This is a genomic window from Martelella mangrovi, from assembly GCF_040545495.1.
In the GTDB taxonomy this organism is placed as follows: Bacteria; Pseudomonadota; Alphaproteobacteria; order Rhizobiales; family Rhizobiaceae; genus Martelella; species Martelella mangrovi.
In genome coordinates this window covers 1-15,572 of the sequence record NZ_JBEPLY010000012.1, presented here as the reverse complement: position 1 = coordinate 15,572, position 15,572 = coordinate 1, and the positions used below count along the sequence as shown (strand labels likewise).

Genomic DNA, 15,572 nt, shown 5'->3' with positions numbered 1-15,572 from the left:
ACCGGGGCGTTTTTCTGTCTGCACTGTCGGCGAACGGGAACCTCCGCCGGGCCTCCGCGTTCAACCAACACGATTGATCATGAGGAAATTGCCGTGAAGCTTGTTCGTCCGCTATCCGTGCTCCCGATCCTCGTTGCAGCAAGTCTTGTGACCATGAGCTTCGATATGCCTGAAAATCCGCCGGTTCCCGAACCGCGACCCGATGGGGAAGCCCCCGCGGCCGAGGCGCAGACGGAAAAAGCCGCAGAGCAGGCTCCCGCAGATCCGGCGCCATCGAAGGAAGGGACCGGCGACTTTGCCCGCTGCACGGCGGCGTTGACGGCGCTTGGCGCGCAATACGCGGTGTTGGACCCGATCGACGACCCGGGGCAGTGCGGCATCGGCCGCCCGCTTGAGGTTACCGAGGTGCTTGAAGGGGTTCCGCTGAAGCCGGCGGGGACCATGCGCTGCAAGACTGCGCTTGCGCTCGCCCGCTGGCTTTCCGGCTATGTCGAGCCGACGGCCGCGCTGGCCTTTGGCGCGGACACGAAACTGACGGAGGTGCGCCAGGCCTCGACCTATGTCTGCCGCAACCGCAACAGCCGCGCGGATGGCAAGATTTCAGAACACGCCAAGGGCAATGCCGTTGATATCCGCTCGCTGAGTTTTTCGAACGGCAAGACGGTCGACATGGTGCCGCGCACCAAGGACGGCAGCTTTACCGGCGCGTTTCAGCGCACGGCAAGTGCATCTGCATGCCTGTTCTTCTCGACTGTTCTTTCCCCCGGCAGCGATGCGACCCATCAGGATCACATGCATCTCGATGTCATCGAGCGCAGCCGCGGCTATCGCTACTGCCGCTGAGTTCTACGTTTCGAGCCAGGTGACGGCAGCCTCTTCCTGTTCGGCTTCGAAGACCTTCACCTCGGCGTGGAACAGCATGCCGAACATCTGGACGGCCTGGGCAAAACCGCGATTGTCGCTGACGATCGCGATGTTCTTGAAGTTGAGCGGTTCCGAGCGCCGAAACGGCTGGCCTCCCATGGCCGTGCCGATATCCGAGCCTGCGAAATCCGTCGCGGTGACTAGCAGCAGCCGCAATCCGTCGTCGCGGGTGCTGTGCTCCTCAAGTGCGGGCAGCAGCACGTTCTGATAATCGCTTGCGCTCAGCGCCTTGTGAATTGTGAAACCGATGATGTTGTCCGGCAGGTCTTCGATCTTTTCGAGCATATAAGGCCTCCATTTTTGCGTTCTTTTAGCGCGGGCCGAGCGCGAATGCCAGCGAAACACGCTTGATCGGGGATACGGCTTTCACTGTTTGTCCGTTTAGGCCCGTTTGCCCATTGATTAAAACATGAGAAAAAAGGTCATATTTATACTTTACCTTTTTTATCATGTTTTATAGGGTCCTTTTGTCATCAACAAATCGGCCTGGACCGGGAGGGTGAAAATGGCGAAGAAAAACAAGCGCAAGTCGACCAAGAACCGGTCGAACCAACGGCAGGACGATGTGACACGCGTCGCCGAAGCGCCTGTGGGGCTGAATGGCCGCAGTTTTCTTTATGTCGGCGGGCGAGACTGCCAGGTCGCGCATCTGCGGGCGGTGGCCGACGATTACGGCGCCGAGCTCGTCCATCACGACGGCGGCCTGCGTGAGGCTGTGTCGCGCATCGACAGGGTTCTGCCCTCGGTCGACTGTGTGTTCTGTCCGATCGACTGTATCAGTCATGATGCCTGTGTGCGGGTGAAAAGTGGCTGCAAGAAGTTCAAGAAGGCTTTCATTCCACTGCGCAACGGCTCGAAATCCTCGCTCGAGCGTGCACTGCAGACGATGAGTGAGCGCAGCAATTGATCAGCGGCGTTTATCAAGGTGCCACGGTGGGGCTGATCGGGCTGCACCGGCCGGGCGGATGTGCGGGGCTGACGCTTCAGGGTGACAGCCTGTCTGCCACGAGCGGGCAGAGCGCCACCATTCTCGACTTTCCCGTTTCCAGATACAGAAGACCGCCATCCGGCGGCAAACGCTGCGGTGCGGTGATTGACCTTGCCCGCTGGCGCAACCACATTGTTCCCGATAAAGAAACTGCCTGAGGTGCCCAGATGTATGTCGCGATGAACCGTTTCAAAGTTGCCACCGGATCCGAACAGGAATTCGAAGATGTGTGGAAAGGGCGCGATTCGCGGCTTTCCGAGCTTTCCGGCTTCGTGTCCTTTCACCTGCTGAAGGGCAAGACGTTCGAGGATGAAGGCTATACGCTCTATGCCTCGCATACCGTCTGGGAAAACGAGGACGCCTTTACCGCCTGGACCAAATCCGAGCAGTTCCGCGACGCCCACAAGAATGCGGGCCAGAGCAATGTGAGCTATCTCGGCCATCCGGCCTTCGAAGGGTTCAGCAGCGTCGAAGGTGCTTGAATGGCTGACCCTGCCGACATTGCCGTATTGCCGGTTCTGCCGTCGCTCGATCTCGATGAGACCAAGGCGTTTTATACGGAAAAACTCGGCCTGTCCGAAGTCGTGCATTCAGCCGAAAACTATCTGATCCTCAGACGTCCGGGGATCGAACTGCATTTCTGGCTGACGGACAATCGGTCATTTTGTGAAAACAGTTCGGTCTATATCCGTGGCGGAGGCGTTGATGCGCTCTATTCGGAGTTTTCGATGCGCGGCATCGTGCATGAGCGCGGTTTTGAAGAGCGCGACTGGGGTATGAAGGAATTTTACGTTTACGATCCGCATGGCAATCTGCTGCGGTTCGGGCGCATTCCCTGATAGCGGGACTAGGCCGGTCGCAAACGGTTGCCGGTCAGCCTTTGCGCACCGGCATGATGGCGGCAAGGGCGACGAGCAGCCAGCTTGCAATCACCGACGTGCCGCCGACCGGGGCCGCCATGGGAAAGAAGCCGAAACCGGCATAGTTTCTGGCCACGAGATCGCCGGCAAACAAGACCGTTCCGAAAATCATCAGAATGCCGGCGGCAAGGCCCGTGGCGGTGCGCATGGAAAGCAGCGCCAGCGCGATCAGCGCAGGGCCGTTGGCCAGGCATACGAGCGCGGCCGACAGCAACACCGCGCTGTCTCCATGATAGGACGCTGCTGCAAGCATGATGCCCGCTGCCCCCGTCAGGCCCGCGAAAAACAGCAGGATGCGTGCGGAAATTGTCAGGGCGTTCATGGTCAGGCCTTGTTCTGCATGTGGTAGGCGAGCTTTTCGACCGGCGGCAGGATGAGGGCGCGCAGCTTGATGTCCGGCACTGTTTCGTCCAGCGCACGGCGGAAACACAGCAGCCACTCGTCGCGTTCGTCCGGTCCGATGGGGGCGGGCATGTGGCGCATTCTGAGCCGTGGATGCCCGTGCTTTTCGACATAGACCGGCGGCCCGCCGAGATAGCCTGTCAGATAATCGCGGAATTTTTCTTCAGAGCCTGAAAGGTCCGCCGGGTGGATGGCCCGGCAATGCGCGGCCTCCGGCAGACTGTCCATCAGCTCGTAGAAACGATGGGCAAGACGCCTGACCGCCTCGGCGCCACCGATGGCCTCGTAAAGGCTGATCGTTTCCCTCGCGTTCATAAGCGTTTGCCCGGATCGTTGACACTATTCCCGATGTAAACATTTCAGGCGGGGATGCAATGGAGCGATACGCCTTTTTCGGTCAGCACGGTTCTTTGCGCCGGGTCCAGTTCGTCGCCGGTGAAGACGGCGCTGAAGGTCTCGAGCCCTGTGAGGAAGTGCAGACCCGGGCGGCCGAATTTGGTGTGGTCGGCCAGAAGCACGCGGCGTTCGGCACCCTTCACGATCAACCGCTTGGTCTGCACCACTTCGGGGTCCTGATGGAAGGCTTCACCCTGATAGATCGCGGAGGCAGAGATGAAGCTGATATCGGCCCTGAGCCCGCGCAGCGCATCCTCGGTCAGCAACCCGAAAAAGCCGTTGAACTTGCGGCTGTACTGGCCGCCAAGCGCCATCAGTTCGATGCCGGCGATACCGGCCAGTTCAGAAATAACACTCAGATTGTTAGATATCACAGTCAATGGCAGGCGCTGGGGCAGGTGTCCGGCAAGGTTGGCGGCGGTGGAAGAGTCGTCGATCATCATGGTCATGCCGGGCTCGATGAACGCGGCCGCCGCGGCAGCGATTCGCGCCTTTTCGCTCGCCGCGATCTTCTGGCGATAGCGGAAATCGGCCTGGAACATGGCGGAAGACTGAACCGAGGCGCCGCCACGCACCTTGCGCAGCTGGCCGGAGGCTTCCAGCTCGTCGAGATCACGGTGAACCGTCATCTTCGACACGTGAAAACGCTGGCTGAGTTCTTCCACGCCTGCCTGGCCGCGCTCCATCAGCAGCGCCATCATTGCCGCCCGTCTTTCGTCCGCCCTCAAAGCCCTCTCCTCAGTCCGATGTTTCCGCAATTTTGATATAACAGCATGAATTATGGTATATATCACATATAGAAACGATTAAAATAACAATTAATATGATATTTGTAAAATAATCTTGTGATTTCGCATTCCCGCATTATCATCATTGCAGAATAAAGCCATGGGCGCCGGCGCCGGCTTGACGCTTGGCAATCACTTTCAGACCGGCGTCCGCTATGGCGTTGGTCAGGCAACAGGAGAATTTGCGATGGCACGGGTTACCTTGAGACAATTGCTCGATCACGCCGCCGAATACGGTTATGGCGTGCCGGCCTTCAACATCAATGATATGGAACAGGGGCTGGCGATCATGGAAGCCGCGGCGAAGACGTCGTCGCCGGTGATCATCCAGGCAAGCCGCGGCGCGCGCGCCTATGCCAACGACCTGATCCTGGCAAAGCTGATCGACGGGCTTGCCGAGCTCTACCCCGATATTCCGCTGGTCATGCATCTCGACCACGGCAATTCCGAGCCGACCTGCATGACGGCGATCCAGTACGGTTTCACATCGGTGATGATGGACGGTTCGCTGAAAGCCGACGGCAAGACCCCGGCTGACTATGAATACAATGCCGGCGTGACCAAGCGTGTCTGCGATTTTTCACACTGGGCCGGCGTGTCGGTTGAAGGTGAAATCGGCGTGCTGGGTTCGCTGGAAACCGGCGAGGGCGAGAAGGAGGACGGTCACGGCTTCGAGGGCAAGCTCGACCATGACCAGCTGCTGACCGACCCCGATCAGGCCGTCCGGTTCGCCAGGGACACGCAGGTGGATGCGCTGGCCGTGGCCATGGGCACCAGCCACGGCGCCTACAAGTTCACCCGCAAGCCCGATGGCGAAGTGCTGGCGATGAACGTGATCGAGGAGATCCACCGCCGCCTGCCGGATACCCATCTCGTCATGCACGGCTCGTCCTCCGTGCCGGAGGAACTGCAGGAGATCATCAATAAATATGGCGGCGAGATGAAGCCGACCTGGGGTGTTCCGGTGGAGGAAATCCAGCGCGGCATCAAGCACGGCGTGCGCAAGGTCAATATCGACACCGACAACCGCATGGCCATGACCGGCGCGATCCGCAAGGTGTTTGCCGAAAACCCCTCGGAATTCGACCCGCGCAAATATCTCAAACCCGCCATGGAGGCGATGACCAAGCTGTGCATCGAGCGCTTCGAGGCCTTTGGCACGGCAGGCCACGCCGAAAAGATCAAGCCGATCCCGCTGTCGGATATGGCAAAGCGCTACGCCGACGGCTCTCTGTCCCCGAAGATCGGCTGAACGCTGCGCGGAGCATGTTTGAAGTTGAAGGCCGTCGCTTTGTGCGGCGGCTTTTTTACGCCCGGCGATCCATCGAGCGCGAGACCAGCAGCACCGGCACGAGGCCCGCGAGAATGATGATCATGGCAGGCACCGAGGCGCTTTCGACCAGCGCGCGGGAGGCATCCTCGTAGACGAGCGTGGCGAGCGTGTTGAAGTTGAAGGGGCGCAGCAGGATGGTTGCCGAGAGTTCCTTCAGGGTTTCGATGAACACCAGAAGGGCTGCCGTCCACAATGCGGGACGCATGTTCGGCAAAAGCACGGAGACGAGCGCCTTTGCCGGTGAACGGCCAAGCGTGCGTGCGGCCATGTCGAGGCTGGGCGAGAGCTTGTGAAAACCGGCATCGACGCTTCCCTCCGCCATGGCGAGGAACCGCACCGTGCAGGCATAGACGATGGCAAAACCGCTGCCGGAGAGCAGCAGACCGCTGGAAATGCCGAAATTTGCCCTGAGCGCCCCGTCGAGAGCGTTGTCGAGGCCTGCCAGCGGGATCAGCACGCCGATGGCCAGCACCGTGCCTGGAATGCCGTATCCAAGCGATGCCAGGCGGGTCACCGAGCGGATTTTACGGCCCGGATGGGTTCTGACTGCATAGGAAAGCGTCAGCCCGAACAAGACGGCGAAAGCCGCGGCAAGACCCGAGACCGCGATGCTGGTCATCAGCGCATCGAGAAGGCGTTCGGAGAGGAATTCATCGAGCCGCCTGAGTGCAAAACCGGCGAGAACAAGTGCGGGAATTGCGAAACCAATGAGCACGGGCAACAGGCAGGCAAGGCTTGCGGTAAGGGCTCTGGCGCCCAAAAGGCGCTGCCGTTCGGGCTGTCCGGTCACCGAGCGTCCGGCGCTGTAGCGCTGGTTGCGCCGGGCGACCCGCTCAAGCAGGATCAGCGCTAGCACGAAGACGAGCATGATCGCGGAAAGCTGGGCAGCGCCTGCCAGGTTGCCGCGATTGAGCCAGGTCTCGTAGATCGAAAATGTCAGCGTGTTGACGCCGAGATATTTGACCGCGCCGATGTCGTTGAGGCTCTCCATCATCACCAGTGTCAGGCCGACGACGATGGCCGGGCGCGCCATTGGCAGCTGCACGGCCCTGAGCACCCGCAAACGTCCGGCGCCAAGTGTGCGCGCCACTTCCGCCGCGTTGCGCCCCTGCATGGAAAACACCGAACGGGCGGTGAGATAGACATAAGGATAGAGCACCGCCGACATCACCAGAACCGCGCCGCCAAGCGAGCGGATATCCGGGAAATAATAGTCCCTTGCGGACTGATAGCCGAAGACGGAGCGGTAGAGGGTCTGAACGGGGCCGGTGAAATCGAAGAATTCGCCGAAGGCATAGGCCGCCAGATAGATCGGCATGGCAAGCGGCAGCACGAGCGCAACCGAAAACAGCCGCCTGAACGGGAAATCAAAGGACACCACCAGCCATGCGGTGATCACGCCGACCGTGCCGGTGACGAGGGCATTGAAGACGAGAAGCAGCAAGGTTCGCCCCGCCACGCGCGGCAGAACGGTTTCGACAAGGTGGGATATGGCGGAGAAATCCGAAGAAAAGGCCAGCCAGCAGATGGCCGCCAGTGGCAGCAGCATCAATGCACAAATGATACCTGCTGCCAGCGGCAGGGGATGCGGCATACGACGCCGTGCCGGGCGGGGAAGGGGCGCGCTTTCAGCGGCGTGGTCGGTGGCCATGCTACTCCGGTCGTGTCTGATCTCAGCCCCGCCATCAGCCCGAAATGCCAAAGTGGACAGGTTCCGACCGGTTTTATTGCCTGTTGCCGCATTGCGCAATATGGCCGCATGCCGCCTGTCTGAGGCGCGCCCGGTGTGTCAGCGGAAAAGGACGTGTCGGAAGGGACACATCGGACCGGTCGGAACGGAAACGAACCGGTCTAGTAATGAAGCGGCCGTGTTTCCCTGATCGGCAGGAACACTTCCACCAGCATGCCCTCGCTTGGAACGGCATGCACGAGGAAGCGCGCGCCAAGCCTTTCGGCCAGTTTGCGGGCCTTTTGCAGGTGCGGGTTCTCTTCCTGGGGGGCGGTGTCTCCCGCATGCTGACCGGCGGCGCGCCGTCTGGCGGGCGCAATGCCGTTGTCACGAAAGCGCAGCACGGTTTCTCCGCTTGCCGCGACCGCCGTTGAAACCACGACCTGACCACCGGCAGGGGTAAACTGCACGGCGCCCTGCAAAAGCTGCAAGGCGATTTCCTTCAGCGTTTCCGCATCACTCGGCGTTCTGGCAAGAGCCGGAGACAAGGCCGCGCGAATGATGATCCGCCGGGCATTGGCGCGCGGCTGAACAAGGCTCACGGCTTCGGCGACGGCATCGTTGATCTGTGCCGTTTCGTGCGCTGCGGGCGCGACCTGCTCTTCGGGCAGAAGTTCGCCGGGATCGGGGGCGGCTTCGGACGGCTCTGTTGGCGCCGGCTCCTCGAGCAGCCTGCCGACAACACCGCGTGCATGGCGGCTTTTGCTTGCAATCTCGCGGGCAAGCCCGTGATAACGACTATCGCCGAGCGCGCCGAAGGGCTGGTGATCCATGGTCTCGGAGAGCGAGATAATGGCATCGAGTGGCTGGCTCAGCTCATAGCGCAGGGCCGAACGGAGGCTGTCGCGCTCGTCCTCGGCCTCACGCGCTGCCCGCTTGGCCGAACGCAAATCCTCTTCTCTGCGTTTCAGGGCTGTGACATCACGCAAAATGGCACAGATGCCGCCCGACTGGGGCAGACGGCCAAGCGTGATGAACAGCGGGATAAGCCCGCCGCCCGCTTCCCGGCCAATGACTTCCAGCCCTTCATGCATGACATCGCCGCCATGCCCGTCGATCAGCCGTTCCAGATGGGATTCGAGATCGTTGTGGCTTTCTTCGGCAAACAGCAGGCCGGCATCCTCGCCGATCACATCCTGGCTTTCGACGCCGAAAAGAGCTGAAGCTGAGGACGAAAGCGAACGGATATGCCGCTTTTCATCGAAGATCAGAATACCGTCGGTGGATGTGTCCAGAATGGCATGCAGCTCGGCGACATCGCCGTCCTGCAGCATTTTGGGGTCATCGCTGGCCTTGTCCGCGTCTTGTTTGAAGACCGGCAGGTCGGTCCTGCCGGCTGTTTCATGTTCCGGCCGCAATGTCAGCGCCAGTGCGCGTCCGCCATGCCAGACAATGGCCTGCAGGTGCAGGGATACCGGCAGCCGACCGCCATCGGCGGTATGCAGGAACAGCCGGTCGTCCGTCCCGCGTTCGATAAGGGCATCGGTGCCGCCGGCAGCGATGACTGCATCCAGCGATCCATAGCCCGCAAGCGACAGGAATGCGGAATTGGTGTGCAGAATGCGCTCACCGGACTGGATGAGAATCGCATCCTTTCTGTCGTCTATTGCCGAGGCATGATCTTCCGCGCCGCTTGCGTTCCGCGGGGCATGTTCGGCTGTTCGGCGCAGGATAACCGGAGCCCGTGCCGGGGCAGGGGCTTCTTCTTCGACGTCCGCCGGTTCGGTGGGCGCCGACACGGGCTGCGTATCTGCCGAGCGAAGCTGGCTGGCAATTTCGTCAAGCGTGTGGCGCTCTGCTTCCGTCAGTTGCTGTGCCTGCTTGGTGCGCTCAGCCGTATGGGCGGCGGCCGGCGCTGCGTCGGGCACCTGGGTTTCCTCGCCGAGCCTGATCAGCCCGTAACCGCGGAAACCGTCGAAATGACGCTCGCGGGTATAGGTGGGAAGAGCGGCAAGGTCGACGGGGACAGCCATGTTCGTGCCCGAGACGGGCCAGTGAACCGTATGGCCCGACCAAGTGTCGGCGCTTTGCAGAAGACGCGCAATCGCGCTGCCGCCTGCGACCTTGAACCGGGTTTCGATCTCGGCGAAATCAAGGCCGGTGACCGCGGCCATATCGGGCCCGACGGCGTCGGCCAGTTCATCGGAAACATCGATGAGCCGTCCTGCGGCATCCGTATGCCAGACGAAGCGCGCGGGACGGCGGGTGTCTGCTTCGGCGTGCCTGGTTTCCGCAGCCTGCTGCAGCGCCTCCTTTTCGACGGCATCGGCCGGTTGCCGGCGTACGACGGGGCTTTGCGTCTCAGCGGGCTGCGCAGCCGTGTCTTCCTGTCCAAGCAGGGCGCCGAGGCTTTCATCGATTGTTGCGATCACATCGCGTGCAGAACGGATGTTGGTATCCGGGGCAGCATCTTCCCCGGCTGTTTCATCAACCGGGTTCAGGTCTGCGGACAGATCTTCGGATACAAACAGCAGGAACAGTCCCGGCGCGCGCGACAGCCGCCCAAGCGCCAGCGGCCATATGCCGGTTTGGGTCGTCGCAAGCCGCTCGGTATAATATTCGGGACCCGCTGCAAGGCTCTCTATGACCGGACCGATCTCCGTGCTGTCGAGGCCCGTGCGGTCAAAACCGGCGGAGCGGTGCGTGACCGTGCCTTTGCCGTCAACCAGTGCCAGCTGCGCTTCATCCTCGCCGAAACCGCTGACAAGGTCTTGCATGACATCGTCGGCAATATCGTTTTCGCATTCCAGAATCAGGTAGCGCCGTCCGCCGAGAACGAGAAGGCTTGCAACGGCCTGCCGGGCAACCCTTCGAAAACGTTGAGGAATATTGACGGTGAAATTGCGGGTGTCGCCCGGTTCTGCCAGCCGCCCCGCCACCGCCATGAACTGGCGCAGAAGTATGTTTTCCGCCGCATCGGTTCCGATTGCAGCCGAAATCAGGCTTTGCCCAAGGAGCCGCGCTCCGGCCGCATTGGCAAAAACCACGTGCCTTTCCTCGGCATCGACGGCCAGCATGGCCTTGCCGGCCAGAGAACGCCCGCGCAGCGCGGGGTGGGTGGCAAAGGCGAGGTAGTGGGGAATTGCCGTGCTCATGGCATTTCGGTCCGTTGCGGGTTCGGGGCTGGTCGACGCGTTTTCCTGCGGCTTTTGACGCATCTTCCCTTTACGCTTTCTTAATAATAATTATGGCGATTGTGGTCCAGATCGCGCGCGGCCTTTTCGTTTCGCACAGTTAATACGCGGATTTGCGTGCCGCCGATGTCTTCCCGGGTGTGGGCAAGGATACGATTTTTGCAGATCGCGCACCAAGGGGCTTGCAAAATCCTGTCAGGCCTTTTATGTGAGCCGCGATGCCAAGGCGCATCGTCCTTGTGCGGTTGTAGCTCAGTTGGTTAGAGCGCAGGTTTGTGGCACCTGAGGTCGGTGGTTCGACCCCACCCAACCGTACCATTCTCTTTTTCTTCGGTCGTTGTGTTGAAATGACAAGATGGACGCGCTCGCGCGCGTTCGATGTCGAGGCTTTCGCGCCGCCGAATCATTCCTGCATGCAGGTTCTGCCGGCACCGCCGGGTGGCTGCCAATTTCATTGAAGCGCTATTGCTCCGGCGAGTTTTTCCGCAAGGTGACCGGCGAGCTTGCGTTGTTGCGATCGGCCGCCCGCTCGATACGTTCGATATCCGATTGAAAGCGCAGGGTTTCGCGCGCCCGCGCCACAGTCAGCGTGGAAAACTTGCGCGACATTTCCGAAAACTCCGGAATTTCCGTCCGGCCGAGCGCGCGACAGGCATGCAGAAGGTGGATGACCACCTCGGCCATGTTCGCGCCGTCACGCGACATGGCGGTGAAGGCGGCGTCGAAGAATTCTTCCGCCCTGATCGCCGGCATATGAATGCGGGAATAGCGCGGCTCGCTATCGGCATCCGGCCGCTCGCCTGCCTCCATGATACGCACCAGATGGGTGGTGACGTCGATCGCTGTGCCGGGATCGTTGACGGCGGGCGACAGCGCGCGAAGGGCGATCTGCGACATCACCGTCAGGCCGTAGAGCGGATCCTGCGTATAGCTGCGTTCGTGGCCGATGGTAAATGCCCCGGCAATTTCGGCGATGATATCCTCGCCGGCGACCTTGCTGTCCAGCGGAAGTTCGATGCCGGCAATATGCCGTCCGGCCGCCATGAATGCGCCGGGACGTTCCAGAACGTAGATATCAGCGTCGAGCCTGCGGGAAACGGCATCCAGCGCCGCCATGTCGACGAAGCGCAGATAACCCGTTTCCGGCGGATCGATCAGCTGAAGCCCGCCGGGCATATGTCCGTCAAACTCTGTCCCGCCCAGAAACGGTTCGGCCCGGTAATTGCGCATCGATGTAATCGCCTGATCTTCGACCTGCTCGATGGTGCGGCTGACCTTGCCGAGACGTCCGAGATAGTTGATCCAGCGCAGCAGAATGCCGATGATCAGGACGATGACGGCAATGGTCGCGACAAACAGCACCAGCCGTCCGCCGGTGCCGTAGAGATTGGTATTGAGCGCGATCAGCCCGACCAGGCTGAAGATGAACGAACCGAGGAAGGTCGAAAGCGCCGCCTGCGCCGTGCGATCCTCCAGAAGCGTGCCGACGGCGCGCGGGGTCGCGCTGCTAGCGGCCGCAGACGAGGCCTGCACCACGGTGTTGAGCGAGAAGATCAGCACCGTCAGCATGCTGCTGGCGATGATCGACAACAGCGAACCGACGGAATCGACGCCGATCGCCTCGCCGACACCTTCGGGAATATAGGGGTTGAGGAGGATGCCGAGAAGCGCCGTTGCGATGCCGGCGATACAGTAGATTGCGGCAACGAACCACAATTGCCGCATCACCTGGGACAGGACCCATAACCGCCGGGACAGCTGAAGTTTCATGGCACTCTTTCTGTCAGGGCGGATTTCCCGGACTGATCAGGATCGTCGGCAGGATCGCGTGTCACGTCTCCTGCCGGTGTCGCTTTCTATGACTAGAACAATGCCGGTCAACCGGCAACCACAGCCTTTGCCATAGCCTCCAGCTTGTGCAACGTGTTGAGGTTGCGTGCGGTTCCCGCAGAAAGCCCGGCAAGCTTTCCGGTGCCGCCGACATTGACCGCCCTCAACAGTCCGGTGAAGACGGTCATCGGCAAATTCTTCCGGTTCAGCTCTCCGCCTTGCCTGAAACCTTCAGCGCGAAGGCATATTCGAGCGCGATTTCCTCCAGCCGCTGGAAGCGTCCGGACGCGCCGCCATGGCCGGCATCCATGTTGGTTCTGAGCAGGATGGGGGCGGTGCCGGTGGTCTTGTCGCGCAGTCGGGCGACCCATTTCGCCGGTTCCCAATAGGTTACCCGCGGATCGGTGAGGCCCGCAAGCGCCAGAATGGCGGGATAGGGCTTCTCGGCCACGTTGTCATAGGGGCTGTAGCTTGCAATGTAGTCGTAGGACTCTTCCGAGGCGATGGGGTTGCCCCATTCCGGCCATTCGGGCGGGGTCAGCGGCAGGGTATCGTCCAGCATGGTGGTCAGCACATCGACAAACGGAACGGCGGCGATAATGCCGGAGAATTTTTCCGGCGCCATATTGGCGACGGCGCCCATCAGCATGCCGCCGGCCGAACCGCCTTCGGCAACGATATTGCCGTAGGAGGTAAAGCCATCGGCCACCAGCGCATCGGCGGCCGCGACGAAATCGGAGAAGGTGTTCTTCTTGGAGAACATCTTGCCGTTTTCATACCAGGCAAAGCCCTTGTCCTTGCCGCCGCGAATATGGGCGATGGCGTAGACAAAACCGCGGTCCACCAGCGACAGGCAATTGGTGGAAAACGATGCCGGAATGGAAATGCCATAGGCGCCGTAGCCGTAAAGCAGGCAGGGGGCGGAGCCATCAAGCGGCGTATCCTTGCGGTAGACGAGGCTGACGGGCACCAGTTCGCCGTCTTCCGCCTTCGCCTGAATGCGCCGGGTCACATAGTCGCCCGGATTGTGGCCGGAAGGCACTTCCTGGGTTTTCAGCAAGGTGCGTTCGCGCGTCACCATGTTGTAGTCGTAAAGCTGGCTCGGCGTTGTCATCGAGGAATAGGAAAACCGGATCGTATCCGTCTCATATTCCTGCGCGCCCTGAAGTCCCAGCGCATAGGCCTCCTCGTCAAAGGCGATTGCATGTTCCTCGCCGGTCTTGCGGTCGCGGATGACGATGCGCGGCAGGCCGCCGAACCGTTCCAGCCAGATGAGGTGACCGGCAAAGGCCATATGGGAGAGGATCAGCCGGCCTTCCTGATGGGGCACGACCTCTTTCCAGTTTTCCTTGCCGGGGGCTGAGACCGGCGCTTCCATGATCTTGAAATCCTTGGCGTCGCCGTCATTGGTGAGGATGAAGAAGACGTCGCCGCCTTCGGTGACGTCATATTCGACCATGGTTTCGCGCCGGGCGATGACATGCGGCGCGGCCTTGAGGTCGGTCGTCGGAATGATGTGCACTTCCGAGGTCTGGTGATCATGGACATCGATGAAGATGAAATCATCGAGCAGCGAACCGCCGATGCCGACGAAGAAGCCGGGGTCTTTTTCCTCATAGACCAGCCGGTCCTCGCTCTGCGCGGTGCCGAGGACATGGTGGTAGACCTTGGACGGGCGATGGTTTTCATCGACCTCGGTATAGAAGAAGCTGTTGCCGTCCGGCGCCCAGACACCGCCGCCGCCGGTGTTTTCAATCACGTCGTCAAGGTCATGCCCGCCGGCAAGATCGCGCACCTTGATGGTGTAGAATTCCGAGCCCTTGTCGTCGTAGCTCCACAGCGCGCGGGCATGGTCGGTGGTGTGGAAGAAACCGCCGAGGTCGAAATAGGCCTTGCCATCGCTCTCCTTGTCGCCGTCCAGCAGAACCGAACGCTGGTCCGGGTCATGCAGATCGCCATCGCGCGGGATGCGGAAGAAATAGGGCTGCTCGCCGCCTGTGCGATAGGCTGTGCCATAGGCATAGGCGCCGTCCTTCATCGGCACGGAGCTGTCGTCTTCCTTGATCCGGCCGCGCATTTCGGCAAACAGCTTTTTCTGAAACGCTTCGGTATCGACCATGGCCGCCTTCATATAGGCGTTTTCGGCTTCCAGATGGTTTCGGATGTCGCTTTCGAGGATGGACGGATCCTTGAACATCGCCTGCCAGTTTTCCGCGCGCAGCCACGCATATTCATCCGTGCGGGTCTTGCCGTGGCGGGTATCGGTCACGGGCCTTGCTGCGGCTTTCGGCGGGGCGGGAAGGTTCTTGAATTCAGTCACGGTGGCGGGCCTTGTTGTTTTCAGGTTGCCGGAAGATAAGGCGGCTGACCCGTCACATCAAGCAGCCGGACGAAGACTTGCCTCAGCCCGCATCATTGTGCATATGAGAGTAATAGTGTTACGTCCAATCGGGAGAATATGCGTGTTCAGAACTGTTCTGGTGGCTGCCCTTGTGATGATGACCGGCCTGCCGGCCTTTGCGCTCAACAAGCGTGTTGCCGCCGAGCTTCAGCGTCTTGATCCGGAAGAGGAACTGGAACAGCGCTGTGATGTCGAGGCGCTTTCGCGAATCGATGCCGCCCGCAAGGACATGAACCCCGATAAGGTAATCGCCTATACGTTCGAGCCGCCGGTGGTGAAGGGCGATACGATCGATGCCAACGGCGCCGTGTTTCGCACGCATCAGCACTGGTACCACCTCAGCTATCATTGCACGACCGACCGGAGCGAGCTGAAGATAAAGGATTTCAGCTTCAGGATCGGCGCCGAAATTCCGCGTTCCCAGTGGGATAAATACTATCTCTATCCTTAAAAGTCGCGGCCGGCGGGGCTTCCCTTCCGGCCGCTTCCGCGTCTCATACCAAGAGTCAATGATTAGGACTCATATGATGCGTGCTGGAATGGCTGTCCGAGTAGGAAAACACCGCAGAGCGATGCCGTAGCATCGCGCGAGGATTTTGACGCCCTCGGCGGCCATTCCAGCCGCACCCTTTAAGGGCCGGGCGCTTTTGAAAGCCCGCGTCGTTGAAAATCCTCGCCGTAGCTATGGCTACGACTGCGGTTTTCGCCTAGCCGGCTTTCAAAATCG

Annotated in this window: 16 protein-coding genes and 1 tRNA gene; 8 read left to right on the top strand and 9 right to left on the bottom strand. The window is 60.8% G+C overall.

Annotated features, from left to right (window positions below):
• Positions 1-93 precede the first annotated feature (93 nt).
• Positions 94-843 carry an extensin-like domain-containing protein gene (locus ABID12_RS15600; RefSeq protein WP_354435026.1) on the top strand — a complete coding sequence of 250 codons (750 nt, stop codon included), beginning with the start codon at positions 94-96 and terminating at the stop codon, positions 841-843.
• A 3-nt stretch (positions 844-846) separates the two neighbouring features.
• Here ABID12_RS15600 and ABID12_RS15595 read toward each other — a convergent pair whose 3' ends face one another.
• Complete coding sequence (locus ABID12_RS15595; protein ID WP_319519125.1) at positions 847-1,209, bottom strand: SpoIIAA family protein; 363 nt, start codon at positions 1,207-1,209, stop codon at positions 847-849.
• A gap of 220 nt (positions 1,210-1,429) precedes the next feature.
• On the opposite strand from ABID12_RS15595, the gene ABID12_RS15590 reads away from it, so the two are divergent.
• Genes ABID12_RS15590 through ABID12_RS15575 form a run of 4 tightly spaced genes read left to right on the top strand, consistent with a single transcriptional unit; the run spans position 1,430 to position 2,751 of the window.
• Complete coding sequence (locus ABID12_RS15590) at positions 1,430-1,831, top strand: DUF2325 domain-containing protein (protein WP_106302383.1); 402 nt, start codon at positions 1,430-1,432, stop codon at positions 1,829-1,831.
• Positions 1,828-2,070 carry a hypothetical protein gene (locus ABID12_RS15585; RefSeq protein WP_354435025.1) on the top strand — a complete coding sequence of 81 codons (243 nt, stop codon included), beginning with the start codon at positions 1,828-1,830 and terminating at the stop codon, positions 2,068-2,070. Before ABID12_RS15590 ends, ABID12_RS15585 begins: the two co-directional genes overlap by 4 nt.
• A 9-nt stretch (positions 2,071-2,079) precedes the next feature.
• Positions 2,080-2,394 (top strand): heme-degrading protein HmuQ, encoded by a 315-nt coding sequence (gene hmuQ, locus ABID12_RS15580; protein ID WP_106302377.1) that lies wholly within the window; start codon positions 2,080-2,082, stop codon positions 2,392-2,394.
• Complete coding sequence (locus tag ABID12_RS15575; RefSeq protein WP_354435024.1) at positions 2,395-2,751, top strand: bleomycin resistance protein; 357 nt, start codon at positions 2,395-2,397, stop codon at positions 2,749-2,751. It begins immediately after the preceding gene.
• Positions 2,752-2,785: 34 nt separating this feature from the next.
• Here the strand turns inward: ABID12_RS15575 and ABID12_RS15570 are convergent, their stop codons facing one another.
• From ABID12_RS15570 to ABID12_RS15560, 3 genes are read right to left on the bottom strand one after another with little or no spacing between them, the layout of a single operon-like run.
• On the bottom strand, positions 2,786-3,154 hold the full coding sequence (locus tag ABID12_RS15570) for a DUF423 domain-containing protein (protein WP_394706057.1): 369 nt from the start codon (positions 3,152-3,154) through the stop codon (positions 2,786-2,788).
• Between the two features lie 2 nt (positions 3,155-3,156).
• The gene (locus ABID12_RS15565) at positions 3,157-3,549 is read right to left on the bottom strand and encodes a group II truncated hemoglobin (protein ID WP_354435023.1); all 393 of its coding nucleotides are present in this window, start codon (positions 3,547-3,549) and stop codon (positions 3,157-3,159) included.
• Positions 3,550-3,593: 44 nt separating this feature from the next.
• On the bottom strand, positions 3,594-4,358 hold the full coding sequence (locus ABID12_RS15560) for a DeoR/GlpR family DNA-binding transcription regulator (protein WP_319519128.1): 765 nt from the start codon (positions 4,356-4,358) through the stop codon (positions 3,594-3,596).
• Positions 4,359-4,605: 247 nt separating this feature from the next.
• On the opposite strand from ABID12_RS15560, the gene fba reads away from it, so the two are divergent.
• A complete protein-coding gene (gene fba, locus ABID12_RS15555) occupies positions 4,606-5,670 on the top strand; it encodes a class II fructose-bisphosphate aldolase (RefSeq protein ID WP_354435022.1) in 1,065 nt (354 codons plus the stop codon).
• A 55-nt stretch (positions 5,671-5,725) separates the two neighbouring features.
• On the opposite strand, the gene ABID12_RS15550 is transcribed toward fba, so the two are convergent.
• Positions 5,726-7,345 carry an ABC transporter permease gene (locus ABID12_RS15550; RefSeq protein ID WP_354435136.1) on the bottom strand — a complete coding sequence of 540 codons (1,620 nt, stop codon included), beginning with the start codon at positions 7,343-7,345 and terminating at the stop codon, positions 5,726-5,728.
• Between the two features lie 257 nt (positions 7,346-7,602).
• Positions 7,603-10,575, bottom strand: a complete 2,973-nt coding sequence (locus ABID12_RS15545) for a PAS domain S-box protein (RefSeq protein WP_354435021.1) — start codon at positions 10,573-10,575, stop codon at positions 7,603-7,605.
• Positions 10,576-10,855: 280 nt separating this feature from the next.
• Here ABID12_RS15545 and ABID12_RS15540 point away from each other — a divergent pair.
• Positions 10,856-10,932, top strand: a tRNA-His gene (locus ABID12_RS15540).
• 144 nt (positions 10,933-11,076) lie between these two features.
• On the opposite strand, the gene ABID12_RS15535 is transcribed toward ABID12_RS15540, so the two are convergent.
• From ABID12_RS15535 to ABID12_RS15525, 3 genes are all read right to left on the bottom strand, one after another.
• Entirely contained in the window at positions 11,077-12,384 is a 1,308-nt protein-coding gene (locus tag ABID12_RS15535; protein ID WP_354435020.1) for a DUF2254 domain-containing protein, read from the bottom strand.
• A gap of 107 nt (positions 12,385-12,491) precedes the next feature.
• On the bottom strand, positions 12,492-12,632 hold the full coding sequence (locus ABID12_RS15530) for a hypothetical protein (RefSeq protein ID WP_354435019.1): 141 nt from the start codon (positions 12,630-12,632) through the stop codon (positions 12,492-12,494).
• Between the two features lie 17 nt (positions 12,633-12,649).
• Entirely contained in the window at positions 12,650-14,764 is a 2,115-nt protein-coding gene (locus ABID12_RS15525; RefSeq protein WP_354435018.1) for a S9 family peptidase, read from the bottom strand.
• A 175-nt stretch (positions 14,765-14,939) separates the two neighbouring features.
• Between ABID12_RS15525 and ABID12_RS15520 the strand changes: the two genes are divergently transcribed.
• On the top strand, positions 14,940-15,296 hold the full coding sequence (locus ABID12_RS15520; protein WP_435528245.1) for a DUF930 domain-containing protein: 357 nt from the start codon (positions 14,940-14,942) through the stop codon (positions 15,294-15,296).
• Positions 15,297-15,572 lie beyond the last annotated feature (276 nt).

Bases quoted from the DNA above. Each gene is read 5' to 3' on its own strand.
- ABID12_RS15565 (WP_354435023.1), bottom strand. From the start codon at position 3,549: ATGAACGCGAGGGAAACGATCAGCCTTTACGAGGCCATCGGTGGCGCC.
- hmuQ (WP_106302377.1), top strand. From the start codon at position 2,080: ATGTATGTCGCGATGAACCGTTTCAAAGTTGCCACCGGATCCGAACAG.
- ABID12_RS15520 (WP_435528245.1), top strand. From the start codon at position 14,940: ATGATGACCGGCCTGCCGGCCTTTGCGCTCAACAAGCGTGTTGCCGCC.
- ABID12_RS15570 (WP_394706057.1), bottom strand. From the start codon at position 3,154: ATGAACGCCCTGACAATTTCCGCACGCATCCTGCTGTTTTTCGCGGGC.
- ABID12_RS15595 (WP_319519125.1), bottom strand. From the start codon at position 1,209: ATGCTCGAAAAGATCGAAGACCTGCCGGACAACATCATCGGTTTCACA.
- ABID12_RS15575 (WP_354435024.1), top strand. From the start codon at position 2,395: ATGGCTGACCCTGCCGACATTGCCGTATTGCCGGTTCTGCCGTCGCTC.
- fba (WP_354435022.1), top strand. From the start codon at position 4,606: ATGGCACGGGTTACCTTGAGACAATTGCTCGATCACGCCGCCGAATAC.
- ABID12_RS15530 (WP_354435019.1), bottom strand. From the start codon at position 12,632: ATGACCGTCTTCACCGGACTGTTGAGGGCGGTCAATGTCGGCGGCACC.
- ABID12_RS15550 (WP_354435136.1), bottom strand. From the start codon at position 7,345: ATGCCGCATCCCCTGCCGCTGGCAGCAGGTATCATTTGTGCATTGATG.
- ABID12_RS15545 (WP_354435021.1), bottom strand. From the start codon at position 10,575: ATGAGCACGGCAATTCCCCACTACCTCGCCTTTGCCACCCACCCCGCG.
- ABID12_RS15590 (WP_106302383.1), top strand. From the start codon at position 1,430: ATGGCGAAGAAAAACAAGCGCAAGTCGACCAAGAACCGGTCGAACCAA.
- ABID12_RS15535 (WP_354435020.1), bottom strand. From the start codon at position 12,384: ATGAAACTTCAGCTGTCCCGGCGGTTATGGGTCCTGTCCCAGGTGATG.